The sequence below is a fragment of the Colwellia sp. C2M11 genome (assembly GCF_018860915.1).
In the GTDB taxonomy this organism is placed as follows: Bacteria; Pseudomonadota; Gammaproteobacteria; order Enterobacterales; family Alteromonadaceae; genus Colwellia.
The window spans coordinates 1-18,116 of the sequence record NZ_JAHKQD010000009.1; the positions used below are offsets into that span (position 1 = coordinate 1).

General features: G+C 36.6%; 19 protein-coding genes. 8 read left to right on the plus strand and 11 right to left on the minus strand.

The features are described 5' to 3' along the window. Positions 1 to 674 precede the first annotated feature (674 nt). Complete coding sequence (locus tag KO509_RS01950; protein ID WP_215971608.1) at positions 675 to 1,220, plus strand: gamma carbonic anhydrase family protein; 546 nt, start codon at positions 675 to 677, stop codon at positions 1,218 to 1,220. A gap of 56 nt (positions 1,221 to 1,276) precedes the next feature. On the opposite strand, the gene KO509_RS01955 is transcribed toward KO509_RS01950, so the two are convergent. The 3 genes from KO509_RS01955 to KO509_RS01965 all read right to left on the minus strand — a co-directional run bounded on the left by KO509_RS01955 (position 1,277) and on the right by KO509_RS01965 (position 3,146). Continuing rightward, entirely contained in the window at positions 1,277 to 1,507 is a 231-nt protein-coding gene (locus KO509_RS01955) for a hypothetical protein (protein WP_215971609.1), read from the minus strand. A gap of 9 nt (positions 1,508 to 1,516) precedes the next feature. Further along, positions 1,517 to 2,329, minus strand: coding sequence for a shikimate dehydrogenase (gene aroE / locus KO509_RS01960; protein ID WP_215971610.1), 813 nt, complete (start codon positions 2,327 to 2,329; stop codon positions 1,517 to 1,519). Positions 2,330 to 2,441: 112 nt separating this feature from the next. Next, positions 2,442 to 3,146: an OmpW family outer membrane protein gene (locus KO509_RS01965; protein ID WP_215971611.1), complete on the minus strand. Its 705-nt coding sequence runs from the start codon at positions 3,144 to 3,146 to the stop codon at positions 2,442 to 2,444. A gap of 315 nt (positions 3,147 to 3,461) precedes the next feature. On the opposite strand from KO509_RS01965, the gene KO509_RS01970 reads away from it, so the two are divergent. Continuing rightward, positions 3,462 to 3,869 (plus strand): group II truncated hemoglobin, encoded by a 408-nt coding sequence (locus KO509_RS01970; RefSeq protein WP_215971612.1) that lies wholly within the window; start codon positions 3,462 to 3,464, stop codon positions 3,867 to 3,869. Positions 3,870 to 3,982: 113 nt separating this feature from the next. Here the strand turns inward: KO509_RS01970 and KO509_RS01975 are convergent, their stop codons facing one another. Then, a complete protein-coding gene (locus KO509_RS01975; protein ID WP_215971613.1) occupies positions 3,983 to 4,540 on the minus strand; it encodes a Sua5/YciO/YrdC/YwlC family protein in 558 nt (185 codons plus the stop codon). Positions 4,541 to 4,806: 266 nt separating this feature from the next. On the opposite strand from KO509_RS01975, the gene purE reads away from it, so the two are divergent. Further along, positions 4,807 to 5,289 carry a 5-(carboxyamino)imidazole ribonucleotide mutase gene (gene purE, locus KO509_RS01980; protein ID WP_215971614.1) on the plus strand — a complete coding sequence of 161 codons (483 nt, stop codon included), beginning with the start codon at positions 4,807 to 4,809 and terminating at the stop codon, positions 5,287 to 5,289. A gap of 9 nt (positions 5,290 to 5,298) precedes the next feature. Then, positions 5,299 to 6,456 (plus strand): 5-(carboxyamino)imidazole ribonucleotide synthase, encoded by a 1,158-nt coding sequence (locus KO509_RS01985; RefSeq protein ID WP_215971615.1) that lies wholly within the window; start codon positions 5,299 to 5,301, stop codon positions 6,454 to 6,456. Between the two features lie 68 nt (positions 6,457 to 6,524). On the opposite strand, the gene KO509_RS01990 is transcribed toward KO509_RS01985, so the two are convergent. From KO509_RS01990 to KO509_RS02005, 4 genes are all read right to left on the minus strand, one after another. Further along, a complete protein-coding gene (locus KO509_RS01990; protein ID WP_215971616.1) occupies positions 6,525 to 7,091 on the minus strand; it encodes a type I DNA topoisomerase in 567 nt (188 codons plus the stop codon). A 121-nt stretch (positions 7,092 to 7,212) separates the two neighbouring features. Continuing rightward, positions 7,213 to 7,686 carry a DUF494 family protein gene (locus tag KO509_RS01995; protein ID WP_215971617.1) on the minus strand — a complete coding sequence of 158 codons (474 nt, stop codon included), beginning with the start codon at positions 7,684 to 7,686 and terminating at the stop codon, positions 7,213 to 7,215. 26 nt (positions 7,687 to 7,712) lie between these two features. Next, entirely contained in the window at positions 7,713 to 8,852 is a 1,140-nt protein-coding gene (gene dprA, locus KO509_RS02000; protein WP_215971618.1) for a DNA-processing protein DprA, read from the minus strand. Between the two features lie 54 nt (positions 8,853 to 8,906). Next, entirely contained in the window at positions 8,907 to 10,007 is a 1,101-nt protein-coding gene (locus tag KO509_RS02005) for a LysM peptidoglycan-binding domain-containing protein (protein ID WP_215971619.1), read from the minus strand. Positions 10,008 to 10,134: 127 nt separating this feature from the next. Between KO509_RS02005 and def the strand changes: the two genes are divergently transcribed. The 4 genes from def to trkA are packed head-to-tail and all read left to right on the plus strand — an operon-like array spanning position 10,135 to position 14,461. Further along, the gene (def, locus tag KO509_RS02010) at positions 10,135 to 10,650 is read left to right on the plus strand and encodes a peptide deformylase (RefSeq protein ID WP_215971620.1); all 516 of its coding nucleotides are present in this window, start codon (positions 10,135 to 10,137) and stop codon (positions 10,648 to 10,650) included. Between the two features lie 22 nt (positions 10,651 to 10,672). Then, the gene (gene fmt / locus KO509_RS02015; protein ID WP_215971621.1) at positions 10,673 to 11,668 is read left to right on the plus strand and encodes a methionyl-tRNA formyltransferase; all 996 of its coding nucleotides are present in this window, start codon (positions 10,673 to 10,675) and stop codon (positions 11,666 to 11,668) included. Continuing rightward, a complete protein-coding gene (gene rsmB, locus KO509_RS02020) occupies positions 11,669 to 13,030 on the plus strand; it encodes a 16S rRNA (cytosine(967)-C(5))-methyltransferase RsmB (protein ID WP_215971622.1) in 1,362 nt (453 codons plus the stop codon). It abuts the gene before it with no gap. Between the two features lie 54 nt (positions 13,031 to 13,084). Continuing rightward, the gene (trkA, locus tag KO509_RS02025) at positions 13,085 to 14,461 is read left to right on the plus strand and encodes a Trk system potassium transporter TrkA (protein ID WP_215971623.1); all 1,377 of its coding nucleotides are present in this window, start codon (positions 13,085 to 13,087) and stop codon (positions 14,459 to 14,461) included. Positions 14,462 to 14,586: 125 nt separating this feature from the next. On the opposite strand, the gene KO509_RS02030 is transcribed toward trkA, so the two are convergent. Genes KO509_RS02030 through pepQ form a run of 3 tightly spaced genes read right to left on the minus strand, consistent with a single transcriptional unit; the run spans position 14,587 to position 18,073 of the window. Continuing rightward, a complete protein-coding gene (locus KO509_RS02030; RefSeq protein ID WP_215971624.1) occupies positions 14,587 to 16,038 on the minus strand; it encodes a TrkH family potassium uptake protein in 1,452 nt (483 codons plus the stop codon). A 50-nt stretch (positions 16,039 to 16,088) separates the two neighbouring features. Then, the gene (locus KO509_RS02035) at positions 16,089 to 16,709 is read right to left on the minus strand and encodes a YigZ family protein (RefSeq protein WP_215971625.1); all 621 of its coding nucleotides are present in this window, start codon (positions 16,707 to 16,709) and stop codon (positions 16,089 to 16,091) included. A 32-nt stretch (positions 16,710 to 16,741) separates the two neighbouring features. Next, the gene (pepQ, locus tag KO509_RS02040; protein ID WP_215971626.1) at positions 16,742 to 18,073 is read right to left on the minus strand and encodes a Xaa-Pro dipeptidase; all 1,332 of its coding nucleotides are present in this window, start codon (positions 18,071 to 18,073) and stop codon (positions 16,742 to 16,744) included. Positions 18,074 to 18,116 lie beyond the last annotated feature (43 nt).

Below are 18,116 nucleotides of genomic sequence, written 5' to 3' on the forward strand. Positions count from 1 at the left end.
ATTAAGCGTTTTTTTGTTCCACTTTCCTAAGAAAGAAGAACTATGTAAAAACAAGTTAATGTGAGTATTCACACAAATTGCATGATAACTAATTGTTAAAGAAGATATCGAGTAACTAAGTTAGTCGATATAGATGAGAGTCGCATTCGCTCTTCATCTGAGCAGGTTAAGTCTAACTTAATCTGCATTGCTCGTTGCTGTTGCCCCGAAGCAGGATGCGTATCATACGCTTCCGAGTTTTAATGTCAACATTTTATTTTGATTTTTTTAAAAGTTTTTGCAAACTCTTAAACACTTCATTACTTAAATCAAAAGTAAACGTTAAGTTAACTATTTAGCATTAAATGAAAGTAGATAACTTATTAAAACAGCCCGTTGATGATTCGTTTTGCCTGAACCCCTTGGAACTGGAGCGCATTGTAGAGATTTTATTTCTACCGTCAACTATTATTTATCAAAAAGTTCAATTATTTGTTTAAGTGCTCAACAATGATACAAAGCTTATTGATATTGCCGTTTAAACAAACAATACCTCTGCTCTTCATCAAATAATAAAACCTATACAAGAGCAGCTATTTATCTTCTTCAACCATTTTTTACTTCATTTATTAAGTTACCAATAGTTTTATGCTATTTTGCCTATAGCTTTTACTAAATTTTATTTAAGGTATTTTATGTCTACTGCTAATTTAAGAACATACAATGGGATATCCCCTACTCTAGGCCATACTAATTATATTGACTCTAGCTCAGTACTTGTTGGCGATATAACCTTAGGCGCTGATGTAAGTATTTGGCCATTAGTGGCTGCGCGTGGCGATGTAAACCGAATTACTATAGGCGCCAGAACTAATGTTCAAGATGGTAGCGTTCTGCATGTAACTCGTAAAAGCGAACATAACCCAAATGGAAATCCGCTCATAATTGGTGAAGATGTAACTATTGGCCATAAATGTATGTTGCATGGTTGTACTTTAGGCAATCGTATTTTAGTAGGTATGGGAGCTATCATTATGGATGGTGCTGTTGTGCAAGATGATGTATTTATTGGTGCCGGTAGTTTAGTGCCTCCGAATAAAACCTTAGTTAGTGGTTACCTATATATGGGGAACCCGATAAAGCAGGCAAGAAAATTAAAAGAAAGTGAAGCTGATTTTCTAAAAAAATCAGCTGAAAATTACGTCGAGTTGAAAAATGACTACTTAAATCAAAATAATTAGAGTTTGCTCAATGATTTGATGACTCACTATACTTATAAACAGCGTTTAATGAGTCATCATATTTTAATATGAATATCACTTCCCTCTAGTTCATTTTTCTCTAACCAGAGCTCAGCAACTTCTTCTAAGTCGTACTTTGTACAATCATCAATAGCTTTTAATTTTTCAAGTTCTGCAGAATGAAAATATATTGTCACTTTTTGCCCTGATGCCTGACCCGTAAAACACCATGCACACTCTTCTACACTAAAAGAGAAGTCATCATTAAATAATATTGCTTGGTTCAAAATTTACTCCTATGAAAAAGATGATTTTAATTTCACAATAACAGAATCAACATTTGGCTTTATCCCTCTCCAAATGTAAAAACTTTCCGCAGCTTGGCCTACAAGCATTCCTAATCCATCAATAACTTGCTTAGCCTTTAATTCTGTTGCTTTTTGCAAAAAAGGGGTAAGTTCCTTGCCATAAGTCATATCGTAGCAAACACTATTTTCAGTAATAAGTTTTTCAGCTATCGGCAACCCTGCCCCAGTTAAACCAGCAGACGTCGCATTAATAATGACATCAAACTCTTGTTCATTTGCTTCTTCAAAGGAGCAAGCAGAAAGAGGTTGATTTGTATATTGTTCAACAATCGCTTGAGCTTTAGAAACTGTTCTATTAGCAATAGTTAAACTTTTTGGAATTTGATTCAATAAGGGTAACACTACCCCTTTTGAAGCGCCGCCAGCACCGAGTAATAATATTCGACTATTTTTAAGACACACATTATGAGCTAGTAAGTCATTCACTAAACCAATACCGTCAGTAGTATCTCCATAAATCTTACCGTTTTTAAAGGTTAACGTATTAACCGCACCAGAGAATTTTGCATGCTCAGTTAACTCATCACACATCGCCATTGCTTGTTCTTTGAATGGTGCTGTCACATTAGCGCCCTTACCACCAAGAGCAATGAACTCAGTTACAGCTTGATGAAAACCATCTTGTTCAGCAAATTGAGTTTCATAATTCAGTACTTGGTTAGTTGCTTGTGCGAATGATTGATGAATGAAAGGTGAACGAGATTGTTTAATGGGATTACCAAAAACACGATATTGATCCATAATGTTAGCCCTATAAAAATAATATTCGTAGCCTAACCGAATTGTTATTTTAAGAACACAAAAAAGCAGTAATAAATTACTGCTTTTAAATTATATTCTATTACTAATATGATTAAAATTTATAACCAAGCATCACTGAATATACCATTGGGTTAATATCAACTGCTGCACTACCACTTCCTGATAATCCTGCATCTAATGGATCAGACAAATCAAACTTAGCATCTGTTTCAATATCGATATAGCGCGCTGAAATATTCAGCGACCAATTTTCATCAAGTTCGTAATCCATACCCACTTGAACTGACAAGCCAAAAGAGTTATCTAGTTCGAGTTCACTAAACCCTGCAGCTCTCGGTGTTGATGTGAATTTCTCATCAAAGAAAATAGTATAATTAATACCTGCACCAATATAAGGTTTAAAAGCAGTTCCTGTATCAAAATAATATAATGCACTTAACGTTGGTGGTAAATGAGTAACCTCAGCAAGAGTAGCACCATTAAGATCAATACCATAAACTGAACTTGTAACACCATCAGGATCTTGTAACTTAACATCATGAGTAAATGGTGTAGCCGCAAGTAGCTCAATTGCCCAGTTACTGTCAAAAAAGTAAACTAGGTTCAAACCAAGTTGAGTATTATCATCAACAGTAAGAGATAGTGGTGTAAGTGCGCCATCTAATGCTACACCAGCTGAACCAGAATCTGGAGAAACCATAGTTGCACCACCACGAACGATTATATCGCCAGCTTGGTTAGCTAAAGATGGTAAAGAAAGTGATAATAATGCGATTGCTAATATAGAATGTTTCATGTTTTTATGTCCTTAAATTAATTAGGGACATAATAATCCTACCGCCAACAAAAACCTTGATCTCAGACAATGTTTTTTAGTGAAAAAACAAAAGTGATTTTAAAGTTGATTTCGATCAAGTATTTACTCTAATTATGGCCATTATCTAGGCTAAAAGTTGCTCTTTTTCATTCATTATTAATACCGTTGCTTTTATTAACCTTATTAAATATGGCTTCATTATCAACTCAGGTTATAATACTTGAATATAGTGATATAAAACCTCTTACGTTATTACCCATCAATATGTTTAGTAAACTTAAAAGAATAATTTCCATGGTCACAAAATCAAACAATCATAATGTACAAGAAAATAGCTTATATCAACTTATTGGTGGAGAGTCGGGTACTCGTAATTTGGCTGAAGCATTCTATGATGAAATGGAAACTAATATTCATTTACAAGAATTATTAGCCATTCATAAACAACCGTTAGACAATATCAGACAGAAGTTTTTTGAATTCCTTTCTGGTTGGTTAGGTGGGCCTAGATTATTTGAACAAAAATATGGTCATCCACAGTTAAGAGCAAGACATATGCCTTTTCAGGTAACTAAAAAGCAACGTGATTTGTGGATGCTATGTATGAATAACGCAATGAAAAAAGTGATTGACGATAAAGAAATTGAGCAACACCTAAGACAAGCCTTTGATCAAATGGCGTCACATATGGTCAATTGCTAATAAAATTGTACAGTTCGTTTAATGTGATTATAGATGAAAGGCTACCCCTTTAAAAAATAGCCATAACCATTTAGTGCACTAAAAAAATTAAACACTCTCTCGAGTTCTAACAACTACGCTCTGAATGTTTCACCCGTTAACGCATCAATAATCGTTGACGGTTGTGTAAACCCTAACGTTTTACCTTTAATGATAAAATCTATTTTTGATGCTAATTCTGCATTTTTTTCTAACGCTTGCCACGTCATTGCGGGTTCACTTCCTGAAAGGTTTGCACTGGTTGAAATAATAGGTTTGTTCGTTTGCTTACATAATGCAACAACATCTGGTTGATCTGTCACTCTAACAGCGATGGTATTGAACTTTCCTGTTAGCCAAGTAGCTGTATTATTATTTTTAGGCACAACTTGTGTGATTCCATTAGGCCACCTAGATAAAACGGTATACCTTTTATCAGGAGGGATAAGATCATCATTAATATAAGGTAATAATTGCGAATAATTAGCCGCAAGTAAAATAAGGCCCTTCTCAACAGGTCTATTTTTCAACGCTAATAATTTTTCAACCGCCTGTTCATTGTCGGGATCACAACCCAAACCAAATACAGCTTCAGTTGGATAAGCAATAATACCTCCACTCAAAAACACATCTACAACAGATATTTCGTCCACAATACGCTCTTTCAATAAACTACTATGCTGCAATCTTAACAAAGTGAGCTATAGAACACCTAATAGCAATTTCAATAAATTGAGATTCGGTGTTCACATTATATTGATGAGTTGAGCATAATTAAAATTTGTATGGTGTTACAATAGAATTTGCAAAGAAAACTTCATTATTCCGTATTACGTGAAACAAGGTTATAATAAAAGGCTTCTTTATTAATCTTGTTCATTTAGCTAGAACATTATACTTTTTCAAAAGGCGCAAATTCATGACAGTGGGTATTATCATGGGGTCAAAATCAGATTGGCCAACAATGCAACATGCAGCAGAAATGCTTGATCTATTAGGTGTAAAATATGAAACCAAAGTGGTTTCAGCTCACCGTACTCCTCATTTGTTAGCTGAATACGCTGAAAGTGCTAAAGACAGAGGCATTAAAGTTATTATTGGTGGCGCTGGCGGCGCTGCTCACCTACCAGGCATGACGGCCGCATATACTTGCTTACCAGTGCTTGGAGTTCCAGTTCAATCTAAAGCGCTTAATGGGCAAGACTCATTATTATCTATTGTACAAATGCCTAAAGGTATAGCCGTAGGTACTTTAGCTATAGGTACCGCTGGTGCAGCCAACGCAGGTTTACTTGCAGCTCAAATAATTGGTACGTTTGATGAAAAAATTCAACAAAATATTGAAGAATTTAGAAAAAATCAAACACAAACTATTTTAAATAACCCAAACCCAGCAGAATAAGCATCCATAATGAAAAAAGTTCTTGTACTTGGTGCCGGCCAACTCGCTCGTATGATGGAGTTAGCAGGCACACCTTTAAATTTAGATGTGAAAGCATTTGATGTAAGAAGCCTTAAAGTCGTTCAACCTATTAGCCCCGAGCACATTTATGGAGATTTAGCACAAGGAATTACTAATGCTGAAGTTATCACCGCTGAATTTGAACATGTTGCACATGACACACTCGCTGAATGCGAGCGCTCAAATAAACTATTTCCAAGTAGCAATGCAATAAAAATAGGTGGTGATAGACGCTTAGAAAAAGCACTACTTGAGTCATGCAATGTTGCTAATGCAAAGCATTACTTTATTCAAACGAAAGAAGACTTTACTGCAGCTTTAGCATCATTAACGTTACCAGTTATTTTTAAAAGTGCTTTAGAAGGTTACGACGGTAAAGGTCAATGGCGCTTAAAATCAATAGAAGACGCAGATAATATCTGGCAAGACATGGAGAACTTTCTCAAGTCATCCACAACGTCTGTCAAACAAGGTATTGTTGCGGAACAAATGATCAGCTTTGACCGAGAAGTTTCTCTTATTGGAGTACGCAGCAGAAGTGGTGATGTTGCTGCTTACCCTTTAACGGAGAATCATCATACACAAGGTGTATTGAGTGTATCTGTTGCCGCGAAAGTTGATGAAACATTACAAAATCAAGCCGCGCAGGTTTTTAAAGCCATATCCGATGAACTAAATTATGTTGGTGTGCTAGCTATAGAATTTTTCCAAGTGGGTAATCAACTACTCGTGAATGAAATAGCGCCACGCGTTCATAACTCAGGACATTGGACTCAACAAGGTGCAGATACTTGTCAGTTTGAAAATCACTTAAGAGCAATTTGCGACTTACCATTAGGTAGCACAGCGTTAGTTCGACCAACGGCTATGGTTAACATCATTGGTGAAGATACTGTTTCTAACGAAGTATTATCGATTCCAAGCGTTACTATTCATTGGTATAACAAAGGTAAACGTGCTGGTCGTAAAATGGGTCATATTAACGTAAGTGGTGAGAATGAATTCGTGCTAGCGCAACGCTTAAGCGCGTTATCAAAGCTATTGTCGCCATCAGCATTCCCTGATCTAAATGACTTTTCGACTAGCTACCTTAATAAACATAGTTAAGCACTCATAATTAAACATCAGTATTATTAATGATGTTTAACTAAAAAAGACGCTAATTAGCGTCTTTTTTATGATGTTATCGTTTGCATTGCTGAGCACTTTTTACTAGCGCATTGATACTTGACGCCTGCAGCCATATTTCGTTTTAATAATAGAGGATATTCGCATTGCTGACATGTTCCTACTACTGGTTCAAAATTAACAATAAACTTGCATTTGGGATAAGCATCACACGAATAAAACTTTTTACCAAAGCGGCTCGTCTTTTCTTTAATTAAACCTTTTTTACAGCTAGGACAAGATATATCAGCTAATTCATTAGGTTCATCATGCTCGATATAATCACAATCAGGAAAGTTACTACAGCCGATAAACATGCCATATCGACCTTGTTTTACAGCTAAATTATGATTGCATTTAGGACATTCGCTACCTTGAAGAATTTTATCTTCAACACGTTCATTTTCAACAACGGGCCTAGTGTAAGCACAACTAGGATAATTAACACACCCCAAAAAAGGTCCACTTTTACCATGCTTAATAGAAAGTTCAGAGCCACATTCTGGGCACACTTGATATTCTTTCTCTAAAGCATGTTCGTGATGGGAGAATAAAGGATTATCTGACTTGGACATTGTCTGTTGATCTATAGCCGCTATTTACATAACAAGATAAGCTATTATGTCATAATTGTTGTTTAAACAATATGCCAACATTAACTGACTTAATAAATAAGCCAGTTAATAGTAATAGCATTTAATGTAAAGGGCCTTCCTGCTCTTCAAAAATCAGCTCTTCCATTTGTGAATAAGCATTTTCTTGACCAGGAACATTGAAAAGCACCATTAAAATAACCCATTTCAGATCATCGATAGAGAAATGATTAGTGTCGAGTTCCATAACTCTATCAATCACCATTTCACGTGTTGTAAAATCTAAAACATTTACTTGCTCTAAAAATAAAATAAAGCCTCGACTTTCTGTATCGAGAAATTGCATTTCATCTTCAGTATAAATACGAAAAGATTTATTACCGACACGTGTTAAGTAAGGATATGCATCAGAATCTTGTAAAGCGCTGAGTTTTTCTAACCAATTAAGCGCCTTGTATATCTCATCTTGATGAAAACCTGCTCGAGTCAATTCATCTGTCAATATGTCATGATCAACCATGACTTCGGCTTCACTATGTATATAATTTTCAAACAAATACATTAAAATATCGAACATAACTAGCCCCTTATTCCTTATGATTATTATTTATGTAATCTAAGGTAGCCTCCGGGTACTGCAGCTACCAGACCATTCAACTCTAATATTGTTAACCGAGTTAGCACTTCTTCAACAGGTAGCTTACTTCTTGAAACTACTTTGTCTACAGGCGTAATTTCAAATCCCACACTAGCCAACAATTCATCAACAAACAAGTCCTTATTTAAGCTTTTTCCATCTATTTCTTCATTTATATTTAATTGGGGTTTATGTTGTGGTTTCAATTGTAAATCAAAATTATTAATAAACGCTAACTCATCTATTATATCGGCCGATTCCTCTACAAGTTTAGCGCCTTGTTTAATTAACCAGTGACACCCTTTTGCTTGAGGGTTATTAATGCCACTAGGTATTGAAAAAATATCACGATTTTGCTCTAAAGCACAACGAGCGGTAATAAGTGAACCACTTTGTAAAGCTGCCTCTACAACTAGCACTCCCACACTTAAACCACTAATAATTCTATTTCGTTTGGGAAAGTGCCCAGGCTTAGGTAAAGTTCCTGGTAAAAATTCGCTAATGATAGCCCCATCTTTTTCAAGAATATTAGCAGCGAGATCTCGATGCCTTGAGGGGTAAATATTATCGAGCCCGGTAGCAACTACAGCAATAGTACTTGCACAATTTGTTAACGCGCCTTTATGCGCCGCAGCATCAATACCTAAAGCTAAGCCGCTAGTGATAACTATACCACTTTCAACCAATTGTCGTGCTATTTCAAAAGCCGTCTCTCGACCATTGATACTCGCAGAGCGACTACCAACAATAGCCAATTGAGTTTCGTTTAATAGTTTTGCATTACCTTGTACAAAAAGCACTAAAGGTGGATCGTAAATTTGTTTAAGCAACTGTGGATAGACAGGATCATCAAAGACTATTATTTCGCTGTGACAATTCTTGCTATTACGAATAATATCATCAATTTTGTGCCAATCAGGTTGATAAAACGAAGCGAGTTGCTTTGCTGTTAAACTATTGGCTGATGTGAAACTGGGATTTTTTTTTGCTGAAGATGAAAAAAGCGCAGTTAAACCATAAGATTCAACTAGCGCTAATTTTTTATGAATAGCTAATCGTGGTACCAGCTTTAAAGCTAACCAATAATGAATTTTGCTTTTTTGCATTTGTCTTCTCCCTAAGACACATACCTTTAATACAAAACTTTATAGTGCACCTTATTATGGCGCAGTAATGACATCATTCAAACGAGCTGGTTTTTCTGTTTTCAATATTAATGCCATACTTACTTGTTGATAAACTTTAAAAACCATCAACTCCCCTAAATACTCTTCAGGCATTTTATAGCTTGAACCATTAGGTGTTAACAAACGATCCCACAAAGGCGCTTCATCTGTATATTCAGGTCCTGATCTTGTTTTTACTACACTTGGACTTAAGCGCTTTATCGCCATAACGTCACCAATAGTGACGTTATGCTCAAAGCCACGATTAAGCATCACTACTTCTAACTTGCCAAACTCACGACCATTACTTGTCGCTTTAATAATAGATCCACGAAATGATTCATCAGCAGCTTTCATAGTAAAGACTGAAGGAAACATTTGCCCTTCATGTACCGGAACAACATAATCACCCGAGCGTATTTCACGTTTGGCAGTACTCACTTTAAGTGTTGCTGGCGTGTTATCTTCTATATTACCGCTATCAATTGCCTGGCCTGTAGCAACTAAGTCAACATAAAAGCCTAATAATTTATCAGTTTCAGGATCAATAATCTCTTCACCCTTATTATAAATAGCATATGTTTTTGATAAGGATAGATTTTTATTAACATATACATTAAAGCCATTAATACTTGATCGATAACCTTCATCACTGCCTATCACATAAGGAAATTGCGCTAGCTGCTCTGCACTAAATAAATGGTCATAGTTAATATATGGCGCTATTACTTTTAAAGGCAATAACTGGATAGCAGAGTCTTCTTTATTTATATGCCTGATTTTCGGCGACCATTTATAACTTGGTTTACTTTTATTTGTTTGAAGGAATAACTGCGGTTCACCATTTTCATCAAATATTAACGAGATTATGTCACCAGGATAAATTAAATGCGGATTTTTTATTTCAGGATTTAAACGCCAAAGTTTAGGCCAAAGCCATGGCTGATTGAGAAAAACAGATGAAATATCCCAAAGCGTATCACCCTTCTTTACGACATAAGTCGTTGGTGCATCATCATTAATCTTTAATTTTTCTGCGAGTGAAATAAAAGGACATGCAAACAACGTAAGTATTAACATTATTTTTTTTAGCATGTGACTCGTTCCTTTATTATGGTTTTTCATGCTTTTATAGAAATGCTGTATTATTAATTGCTATAATGTTAAACATAACACTCTAAAAGCATTATCGCTAATTCTTTTATCAAACATTTGTAAGCTTATGACTATTTTAACTGTATTACGTTTTCCAGATCCTCGTTTAAAAACAAAGGCTAAGCCTGTAAGTAAAATTACAGACGAAACTTTAACCATTATAGATAACATGTTAGAAACCATGTATGACGAAAAGGGAGTTGGCTTAGCAGCCACTCAAGTTGATATTCATCAACGTATCGTTGTAATGGATGTTTCTGAAAATGGTGACCAACCCATTGTATTAATAAACCCAGAAATCATCAGTAAAGGCGAAGAAACAATAGTAAATGAAGAGGGCTGCTTATCCGTCCCTGGCATTTATGCAAAAGTTAATCGCCATACAACTTGCACCGTGAAAGCTTTAAATCGCGATGGTGAAGAATTTACACTTGATGGTGAAGAATTATTAAGCATTTGTATTCAGCACGAACTTGATCATCTGAATGGTATTTTATTTGTCGATTATTTATCGCCACTCAAGCGTCAGCGTATCAAATCAAAGCTAGAAAAAGAAGAACGTTTAGATAAAGCCAACGCTTAACTTTTACCTTTAGGAAATACCTTTGTTAAAGCCATTAAATATCATCTTCGCTGGAACACCCGACTTTGCTGCGCAGCACTTAGCTGCTCTCATTAATAGTCCGCATAATGTTGTTGCCGTTTATTGCCCACCTGATAAACCGGCCGGTAGAGGTAAAAAATTAACTGCTTGTGCTACTAAGTTATTAGCTCTTGAAAATAACTTACCCATTGAGCAACCCGTTAATTTCAAAGAACTCAGTTCTCAACAACAATTAGCACAATATAATGCTGATGTTATGGTAGTGGTCGCATATGGCCTATTACTGCCTGAAATAATTCTAACAACACCACATTTAGGTTGTATTAATGTACACGGCTCATTACTACCTAAATGGCGAGGCGCTGCACCTATTCAACGTTCATTAGAGGCTGGCGATCCAAAAACGGGTGTTACCATTATGCAAATGGATAAAGGACTAGATACCGGTGATATGATCTTAACAGCTGAATGTACCATTGAAAATAATGATACCAGTGCGAGCCTTTATGAGAAATTAGCTCAACTTGGCCCAACTGCATTAATTGATACCTTAGCGTTAATGACTACAGGTACGCATAAAGCTATCACGCAAAATAATGCTCTAGCTACCTATGCACATAAATTAGATAAAAACGAAGCAGAAATAAACTGGAATTTAACAGCAGATGAATTAGATCGAAAGATTCGTGCTTATATTCCTTGGCCTGTAGCACAATTTACATTTACTGATAACTCTGAAAGTAACAAACAACATCGCATTCGAATTTGGCAAGCATCTGTTAAAGAAATGAAGGTAACACAACCAGCTGGTAGCATTATATCTGTAGATAAAGAAGGAATTGTTGTCGCCACAGCTAAAGGCGCCATTTGTTTAGAGGTTTTACAGTTACCAAATAAAAAAGCCTTGCCAATTAAAGATATATTAAACGGTCGAGCTGATTGGTTCACCGTAGGTGCTAAGATCAACGGTACTGATACTAACAGTGTTGTGCGCTAAATGACGACTACAGCCCCCAAACAACAGAATCAAAAGCCAGTTAACATTCGAGCATTGGCAGCTAAATGCTGTTATAGCGTTATTGATCAAGGACGTAGTTTAGGTGATGAACTCCCAAAACAGCAAGACAAAGCGTTAGCGAAAGATAAAGGCTTATTACAAGAAATTTGTTATGGCGTAATGCGCTACTTACCTGAGTTAGAAAATGATGTTCGTGGCTTAATGCAAAAACCCTTAACGGGAAAACAACGTGTATTTCATTTTCTATTATTAGTTGGTGTATATCAGATAAAATATATGCGTATTCCCGATCATGCGGCTGTAAGTGAAACTGTAGCAGCAACAGGTACGCTTAAAAATCGTCATATGAAAGCATTAGTAAATGCTGTTTTACGTAATTTTGTTCGTGCTACAGAAAAAAGCACAGCAACTGAATCTACAATACCTGATTCAACACTTCCTATTTCAATACAATACAACCACCCAAGCTGGTTTATTAAAAAAGTACAAAAAGCTTATCCTGATAAGTGGCAACAAATACTTACCTCAAACCAGCAAAAGCCGCCGATGTGGTTGAGAGCAAATCAGCGCTGTCACGATAGTGCAAGTTATCAAAAACTATTAGCCGAGGAAGAAATATCAATTAATTCTGTTGAGCCATTAAGCCAAGGTATCGAACTTACACACCCTATTGATGTGTTAAAGCTACCAGGCTTTGAACAAGGTTGGATATCAGTACAAGATGGCGCGGCTCAGCAAGCTGCACGTTTATTAGACTGTAAACCAGGTGATGTAGTACTCGACTCTTGTGCAGCACCCGGTGGGAAAACTTGCCATATATTAGAGCAATATCCTGAAATAGCGTCAATGACCGCAATTGACATAGAAGCTAGCCGTTTAGTCAGAGTACAAGAAAACCTTGCACGTTTAAACTTAGAAGCGACAGTTATTGCTGCCGATGCTGCCGATGCAAAAACATGGTGGCAAGGACAATATTTTGACCGTATTTTATTAGATGTACCTTGTTCGGCAACAGGTGTAATTCGTCGCCACCCTGATATAAAGTGGTTACGCAAGGCAAGTGACATTGACGCGTTAGTTATTTTACAGCAGCAAATTTTAAAAGAAACATGGTCTTTACTGAAACCTGGTGGTACTTTACTTTATGCTACTTGTAGTATTTTACCGCAAGAAAATAACGAACAGATAGAACACTTTATTAAAAATAATACTGATGCAAAATTAATTCCTATTGATTGTGAGCAAAATCAAGCTAAAGGAACTATCGGTTGGCAATTATTGCCTGGTGAAAATAATATGGATGGTTTTTATTACGCTAAACTATTAAAAGTAGAAGCTTAATAAAATTATTCTATATTTAAAACACACAAGCTAATTTGAGAAAAACAACAATAAATGAAAATAATAATAGTCGGTGCAGGCCAAGTAGGTGGAACTTTAGCGGAAAACCTTGTTGGCGAAAATAACGATATATCTGTTGTTGATGTTGACGGAGAAAAGCTTCGTGAGCTACAAGACAGAATGGATCTTAAAGTTGTCACTGGCCAAGGCTGTCATCCCGACGTATTAAGAAACGCAGGTGCTGAAGATGCTGACATGGTTATCGCTGTTACTTCAGACGATGCCACGAATATGATCACTTGCCAAATTTGTTCTTCTTTATTTAATACTCATAAAAAAATAGCCCGTATTCGCTCAAACCAAATATTAAAACATTCAAAGCAATTATTTCATAAGCTACACATTCCTATTGATCATGTTATTGCACCTGAAGAATTAGTTACCCGTGATATAGCTCGCTTAATTGATTATCCAGGTGCATTACAAGTATTAGAGTTTGCTAGTGGTCGTGTTAGCTTAGTAGCCGTAAAAGCCTATTATGGCGGTTTACTTGTTGGCCATGCACTATCAACATTAAGAGATCATATTCCCAATGTTGATACCCGTGTTGCTGCCATTTATCGAGATGGCAAGCCCATCCGCCCTTTAGGCACTACAGTTATTGAAGCCGATGATGAGGTTTTTTTCATTGCCGCAAGTATTCACATACGCGCCGTAATGAATGAGCTACAAAAGCTAGAGCCCGCCTATAAGCGAATCATGATTGTTGGTGGCGGTAATATAGGTGCTGGCTTAGCCAGTATTTTGGAAGATAATCATCAAGTTAAATTAATAGAGCGCTCTGCAATAAGGGCTGCAGAGCTAACTTCTGAACTTAATAACACCCTAGTATTTCAAGGCGACTCTTCAGATATAGAGTTATTAACAGAAGAAAATATAGACCAATTCGATGTATTTATTGCTGTAACTAATGATGATGAAGCTAATATCATGTCTTCATTACTTGCTAAAAAGCTTGGCGTTCGAAAAACAATGGTACTTATTCAGCGTGATGCCTATGTTGAGTTGGTCCATGGTGGCGCTATTGATATAGCTATTTCACCACAACAAGCTACAATTTCTGCGTTACTCACTCATGTAAGACGAGGTACTATTGATAATGTGTATAGCTTACGTGGTGGTGCAGCTGAAGCGATTGAAATTGTTGCTAAAGGAGATGAGAAGTCTTCAAAAGTAGTTGGCCGAGCAGTTCGTAATATCAAGTTACCACCGGGTACAACTATTGGTGCAATTGTTAGAGGTATAGAAGTGTTAATAGCTCACTCTAATACACTAATAGAAGAAGAAGACCATGTTATCCTCTTCCTCGTTAATAAACGTTACATTGGTGATGTGGAAAGGTTATTCCAAGTTAGTGCAACCTACTTCTAACCCAGCAATTTATTTAACTACTCTGAACTCAGTTGAATATATTTTTAATTGCTTCAAAGAATAGCAATATTATATATACCATACTCTAACGCCAATTAACGCTATTCCTCAACTGATGAATAGCGTTATGTGCGCCAAAATCCAGGAGTAAACAACACTAATAAAGTAAACACTTCTAAGCGGCCAAATAGCATTGCCATAATTAACACCCACTTGCTTGCATCCCCAATACCTGAGAAGTTAGCGGCAACCTCCCCTAATCCTGGACCAAGGTTATTAATGGCAGCAGCAACAGCTGTAAATGCGGTAATGTCATCCATACCGGTTGCTAATAGTAATAACATACAAATAACAAACACTGCGGCATAGGCAGAAAAGAAGCCCCAGACAGCTTCGACAACACGATCTGGCAATACCTTTTTACCCATTTTAATCTTAAAAATAGCCCTAGGATGTACTAACTTATTTAGCTCACGTAAACCTTGTAAATACAGTAGTAAGACCCTCACTACCTTCATACCGCCAGCAGTACTCGCTGCACAACCACCAATAAAACTCGAAAAAATCAGTAACAAAGGTAAAAGTGTTGGCCAATCGGCAAATGAAGTGGTTGAAAAGCCTGCTGTTGTGCTAATTGATACAGATTGAAACAAAGCCTGATCAAATGCTTTATCTGCATCTTGGTAAGTGCCAGAGGTCATTAATACTGTAAAACAAATAAGAGTTAGTACAACTTGTATAGCAAGAAACGCTTTAAATTCTGGATCTGCAAAATAATTTCTAAGGGATTTACTTTGAACTACAGCGTAATGTAGGGCGAAATTTACACTGGCAATAATTAAGAAGAAAACACAAACCAAATTAATCGTTGGGCTGTTAAAATATCCCATGCTGGCATCGTGAGTAGAAAACCCTCCAATGGCAACAGTGGAAAATGAATGACAAATAGCGTCAAATACTGACATACCCGCCAACCAATACGCTGCTGCACAAGCAACTGTTAATGATAAATAAATATACCATAAATGCTTTGCTGTATCGGCTATTCTTGGTGTCATCTTTGAATCTTTTACCGGCCCAGGAATCTCTGCTCGGTATAGCTGCATACCACCAATACCTAACATAGGTAATACTGCAACAGCTAATACAATAATCCCCATACCACCTAACCACTGTAACTGCTGGCGATACCACAACACGGCATGAGGTAAACCATCAATACGATTTAAAATGGTCGCCCCTGTCGTCGTTAAACCTGAGAATGATTCAAAAAATGCATCAGTCACTGACAATGATGGCTGATCTAATAAGATAAGAGGAATAGCGGAGAAGCTAGCAAGTACTAACCAAAATAACACCACAATCAAGAAACCTTCTCGAGATTTTAGATCGGTTTTTTCCCCTCTAAAAGGATACCAAGCTAAAAAACCGGTAAACAGGCAACATAAAAAGCCCATTAAAAAAGGTACACCGCCACCATCACGATAGATCATAGACACCATGGCAGGCGGAAGCATAGTGACACTGAGTAGTGCGACTAACAAACCTAAAATTCTAATAATATTTTTATATTGCACGTTTTGTTTTTTGCATCATTATTTTATTTAATGTTGGTATACAGCCCAACCTACAAGGTATCAGAAGAGTATAATTTTAATTGACCTGCCGACAGTGTTTGCAATTTATGTTCAACCAAAGCTAATTCAGCTTGTGGTAACAAGAGTTTAAACTGCACTGTTTGTAAATATTCTTGCTCAATAACCTGACCTTCTACTTGGCTAATTATATGCAATACATCATCAACTTGGCTATATTGACACGCTAAAGTTTTTGCCGCCATCGCTATTTTAGTTTTCGATTGTAAAAACACAAGCGCTTGGCGAACACTATCACCATAAGCTCGTTGTAAACCACCAGTACCTAGTTTAGTGCCACCAAAATATCGTACAACTACAGCACAAACTTGCCCAATACCACCACCTTGTAAAACCGCCAGCATAGGTTTACCAGCGGTGCCACTTGGTTCGCCATCATCAGAATAACCATAACCTAAGCTATCATCTGCTGCTTTGGTTAAAAAAGCATAGCAATGATGGCTAGCTTGAGGGTGTTCAAATTGCCTTTGCTTAACTTGCGCCTTAGCTTCTTCAATACTAGTACAAGGAGCCAAATAGCAAATAAAGCGACTACGATTAACAAATATTTCATGCTCAACATTGTTAACCGCTATTTGGTAAGGGCTTTTCATAGCTCTAACATCCAAGAAAATTTAGCAAAAGACTAATTTAAACCTAAATCACGGGTCATATTTTCATTATGCGATTGATGAACAATGATGTTATCTTCAATCCGAATTCCGCCAAAATCACGCATACTATCAACTTTTCCCCAGTTCACTTGATCACTATTTTTTGAATCTTTTAAGGTACCCAGTAAAGAATCAATAAAATACAGCCCTGGTTCTATTGTAAAAACCTGCCCAGCTTCAATAACTCTTGAAGTACGTAGAAATGGATGATTATCAGGAGAGTTAATATGAGTACCACGTTCATCAGCCATAAAGCCACCCACATCGTGTACTTGTAAGCCTAAATGATGCCCTAATCCATGAGGGAAGAAAGTACCTACAATACCTGACTCAACAGCGGTATCAGCACTTACTTTAATAAAATCGAACTCGACTAACACCTGGGCAATTTCTCTATAGGTGGCAATATGTAAATCCACATAACTAACACCAGGTTTTAAGCCTTCAACAGCACTAAGCATTAATTGATCCATACGCGCTATTAACTCAGCAAATTTATCTTGCTTGAAAGCATAAGTACGGGTTATATCGGCAGCGTAACCATGAAAGTTAGCGCCAGCATCAATGAGAAATGATTTATGTATTTGCGGTGCTACTTTATCTAACGCCATATAATGTAAAACTGAACAATTTTTATTTAGTGCAACAATGTTGCCATAAGGCGTTTCATTAGTCGTGTAACCTATTGCGCTAAGATAAGCTTGTTGAATTTCATACTCTGTAGCGCCACTAAAAAATGCTTTTTTAGCCGCATTATGTGCTGTTACAGCCAAGCTATTAGACTGACGCAAGCACACTAGTTCATATGATGTTTTATAAGCACGGTAATAATGAAAATAGTTTAATAAAGGCTCTGGATTAATCTCTTCAAATCCTAACGCTTTTGCCACTTCAATATGGCTACCAACATAAGCAAAATCTTTCTTATCATAAGGCAGTAACTTATCTACATCACTTGCTTTAGTCAGCACTTTAATATGAAAAAACTCTCCCCAATAACTTTCAGCTAACGGGACCACTTTATGCCAAAAGTCGACAGGCTGATAATAAATCAGCGTAGGCTTATCTTCGCCATTAACAATAAGCCAGCAATTAGGCACATCAATCAAAGGTAACCAATGTTTAAAATGAGGATTTACTCTAAATGGGTAAGCATTATCATCAAGAAAAGCTTTAATCTCTTGACCTGAATGAATCACCACACCTTCAATTTTTTCACATAACAACGCTTGTTTGGTACGTTGTTGTAAACAGTCAATATGTGCTGAATATTCTTCTTTTAACTTGTTGGTTAATGTACTCATAAACCCTCCCTTAAATTTTTCGGTATAATACCATACCCTTTTA

Coding starts and splice junctions, on each gene's coding strand:
- KO509_RS01950 (WP_215971608.1), top strand. CDS start 675: ATGTCTACTGCTAATTTAAGAACATACAATGGGATATCCCCTACTCTA.
- aroE (WP_215971610.1), bottom strand. CDS start 2,329: ATGGATCAATATCGTGTTTTTGGTAATCCCATTAAACAATCTCGTTCA.
- KO509_RS01965 (WP_215971611.1), bottom strand. CDS start 3,146: ATGAAACATTCTATATTAGCAATCGCATTATTATCACTTTCTTTACCA.
- KO509_RS01970 (WP_215971612.1), top strand. CDS start 3,462: ATGGTCACAAAATCAAACAATCATAATGTACAAGAAAATAGCTTATAT.
- purE (WP_215971614.1), top strand. CDS start 4,807: ATGACAGTGGGTATTATCATGGGGTCAAAATCAGATTGGCCAACAATG.
- KO509_RS01985 (WP_215971615.1), top strand. CDS start 5,299: ATGAAAAAAGTTCTTGTACTTGGTGCCGGCCAACTCGCTCGTATGATG.
- KO509_RS01990 (WP_215971616.1), bottom strand. CDS start 7,091: ATGTCCAAGTCAGATAATCCTTTATTCTCCCATCACGAACATGCTTTA.
- KO509_RS01995 (WP_215971617.1), bottom strand. CDS start 7,686: ATGTTCGATATTTTAATGTATTTGTTTGAAAATTATATACATAGTGAA.
- dprA (WP_215971618.1), bottom strand. CDS start 8,852: ATGCAAAAAAGCAAAATTCATTATTGGTTAGCTTTAAAGCTGGTACCA.
- KO509_RS02005 (WP_215971619.1), bottom strand. CDS start 10,007: ATGCTAAAAAAAATAATGTTAATACTTACGTTGTTTGCATGTCCTTTT.
- def (WP_215971620.1), top strand. CDS start 10,135: ATGACTATTTTAACTGTATTACGTTTTCCAGATCCTCGTTTAAAAACA.
- rsmB (WP_215971622.1), top strand. CDS start 11,669: ATGACGACTACAGCCCCCAAACAACAGAATCAAAAGCCAGTTAACATT.
- trkA (WP_215971623.1), top strand. CDS start 13,085: ATGAAAATAATAATAGTCGGTGCAGGCCAAGTAGGTGGAACTTTAGCG.
- KO509_RS02035 (WP_215971625.1), bottom strand. CDS start 16,709: ATGAAAAGCCCTTACCAAATAGCGGTTAACAATGTTGAGCATGAAATA.
- pepQ (WP_215971626.1), bottom strand. CDS start 18,073: ATGAGTACATTAACCAACAAGTTAAAAGAAGAATATTCAGCACATATT.